The sequence below is a fragment of the Sporomusa sp. genome (assembly GCF_057736855.1).
In genome coordinates, this window is record NZ_JBYKYF010000367.1 from 1 (window position 1) to 2,597 (window position 2,597).

The 2,597-nt window shown below is 42.2% G+C and carries 4 protein-coding genes and 1 other annotated feature; all 4 genes read left to right on the forward strand.

The window, feature by feature from the left end:
• The coding region (locus AC29Z1_RS16280) for a potassium transporter TrkG (RefSeq protein WP_488272502.1) at nt 1-255 on the forward strand (255 nt) is incomplete at its 5' end.
• Nucleotides 256-276: 21 nt separating this feature from the next.
• A complete protein-coding gene (locus AC29Z1_RS16285) occupies nt 277-933 on the forward strand; it encodes a potassium channel family protein (RefSeq protein WP_488272505.1) in 657 nt (218 codons plus the stop codon).
• Nucleotides 930-1,742 carry a 23S rRNA (guanosine(2251)-2'-O)-methyltransferase RlmB gene (gene rlmB / locus AC29Z1_RS16290; RefSeq protein ID WP_488272503.1) on the forward strand — a complete coding sequence of 271 codons (813 nt, stop codon included), beginning with the start codon at nt 930-932 and terminating at the stop codon, nt 1,740-1,742. The genes AC29Z1_RS16285 and rlmB overlap by 4 nt, the downstream gene beginning before the upstream one ends.
• A gap of 188 nt (nt 1,743-1,930) precedes the next feature.
• Nucleotides 1,931-2,142: a binding site (T-box leader), on the forward strand.
• Nucleotides 2,143-2,180: 38 nt separating this feature from the next.
• A partial coding sequence (locus AC29Z1_RS16295) for a tRNA ligase subunit PheS family protein (RefSeq protein ID WP_488272504.1) occupies nt 2,181-2,597 on the forward strand: 417 nt, incomplete at its 3' end.

The following is a 2,597-nucleotide window of genomic DNA, read 5'->3' on the forward strand; positions in this document are numbered from 1 at the left end:
GTTTTTGTAACAATCATGCTGACAATTAGCGAGAAGCAAGAATTTATTAAGTTGCTATTCGAAGTCGTATCAGCTTTTAGTACAACTGGACTCACAACTGGAATTACGGCCACACTGACCACGCCAGGTAAGCTTTGGCTTGTTTTTACTATGTTTGCCGGACGCGTTGGTCCGGTAACGCTGGCATTAGCTTTAGCATTAAAAGTCCGTAAAGGCAATGTGCAATACCCGGAAGGTAAAGTTATTATCGGTTAAAAGGAGAGTAAGACAATGGCAATAAAAAATAAACAATTTGCCGTTATCGGATTAGGCCGTTTCGGTACAAGTGTTGCTACCGCTCTATACACACTTGGGTATGAAGTGCTGGCGATTGATGCCGACGAAGAACGTGTACAAAAATTTAGTGAGCAGGTCACCCATGTTGTTCAAGCAGATACAACCGATGAAAATTCACTGAAAGCGTTAGGTATCCGGAATTTCGATGTAGTTGTTGTCGCTATCGGCGAAAATATGCAGGCCAATGTGTTCACAACATTACTTTTGAAAGAACTTGGGGTAAAGTATATTGTTGCTAAGGCCCGTAACGAATTGCATGGGAAAATGTTAGAAAAAATTGGGGCAGATCGTGTGGTTTATCCTGAGCGTGATATGGGGTTACGGGTAGCACATTATTTAGCCTCAACGAATGTATTAGAGTATATCGAGTTATCACCTAATTTAAGTATTGTTGAAATTACGGCTCCCAAATTCTTAGTAGGGAAAAACCTAGCTGAGACCGGTTTACGGGAAAAATATAAAGTAAATGTAGTAGCTATGAAACGAAATGATCTCGTGACTGCACCCCCTCATCCTTATGAAAAAATTGAACAGGGAGACATTCTCGTTATTGTCGGAGAAAGCCAAGGGATACAAAAGCTGGAGGAATTAGAATGATCGAGTTTATTTCCAGTCCGGCAAATAAACTGATTAAGCAAGTTGTTGCACTGAAACAGAAAAAAAATCGGGACAGTTTGGGCCTATTTATAGCCGAAGGTGTACGGTTGATAGAAGAATGCGCTGCTGCCGGATGGTCTTTAAAATCCTGTATTTATACAGAAGCTGCTGCTGCTCGTGAACGGACGCGTTGTCTGCTTGAAAGGCTGGAAAGGTTACATTGCCAATTGGTACAAGTTCCAGAAAGTCTTTATAACAAAATCTCCGATACGGAACAGCCGCAAGGAATTATGGTTATCGTAAAAAAACGCCAAACATCTCTTGAAAACCTACTTGCGGCTGATGGTAATCCCCCATTGCTTGTGGTACTTGATAGTATTCAAGATCCTGGAAATGTTGGTACTATTATTCGTACTGCTGATGCTGCCGGCTGTACCGGAGTAATTTCGCTTAAGGGATCAGCCGATATGTATGCAAGCAAAACAGTACGGGCTACTATGGGGTCGTTGTTTCATGTACCCGTTGTTGAAAGTGTATCTGCAAAAGAGTTGATACCTCTATTGCAGCAACGTGGTATTACGCTTCTGGCAACTGGGTTACAAAAATCCCAAGTATACTATCAAACTCAATTTACCTGTCCGGTAGCCATTGTACTAGGTAATGAAGGACAAGGTGTTAGTCACGAACTGCTAGAAGCAGCTGATGCCTGCGTGAATATACCACTTATTGGTAAAGCCGAATCACTTAATGTAGCAGTTGCTGCTGGCATAATCTTATACGAGGCGGTAAAGCAGCGGTCAACCTTGTAATTTCTACAATGCTGTGATATAATACGGTTAGCAATAATGGAGTTCACGATTACAGGCAGAGAGGGTGTGGTCTTACGATGATGACCGCCGAATTTTTCTGGAGAATGTTTGAAGCTACCGGTTCCATTGCTGCGTATTTATGGTATAAACGCTTACAACTCCAATAACTTAAATATAAATAGTTTGCTTTATGTACAATGAGGAAGAGAGTATGTTAGTTATGTTTCTACAGGGAGGATGCTGCCAGAGATTGCGAGCAGCGCTGAAACAGCTAACAGAAGTTCACTTCTGAGTATCCGGGCTGAAGGGACATCCTGTGTAGGCTTGGCGTTTTTTCCGCGTTACAGGAAAATGAGTGTAATTAGGGTGGTACCGCGAAGTCAAGACTTTCGCCCCTTGGGGCTGAAGTCTTTTTATTTTTATAAATAGGAGGAACATATGGAACAAGAGCTTACATCCCTAAGAGAAACTGCTCTTCATGAGCTGTCACAAGTTGCCAGCAAAGAGGCACTGAATGAACTAAAAATTAAATATCTTGGAAAAAAAGGACTGCTCACCGGAATGCTCCGTGGCTTGGGTGCGTTAAGCCCGGAAGAGAGGCCCAAAGTCGGTCAGATTGTTAATGAAATCCGCAATGAACTGGAAGAAATCATCGCTAGTAAGCTTGAGGCCGTGAAACAAGCTGAACTGGCCCAAAAACTTGCCTCAGAAACTATTGATGATACTTTACCTGGACGTCATAGCGGTATTGGTCATTTACATCCGCTAACGTTAACATTAAATCTTATCAAAGATACGTTTATGCGCATGGGTTTTGAAATTGCCGAGGGCCCAGAAGTGGAAACGGATTATTAT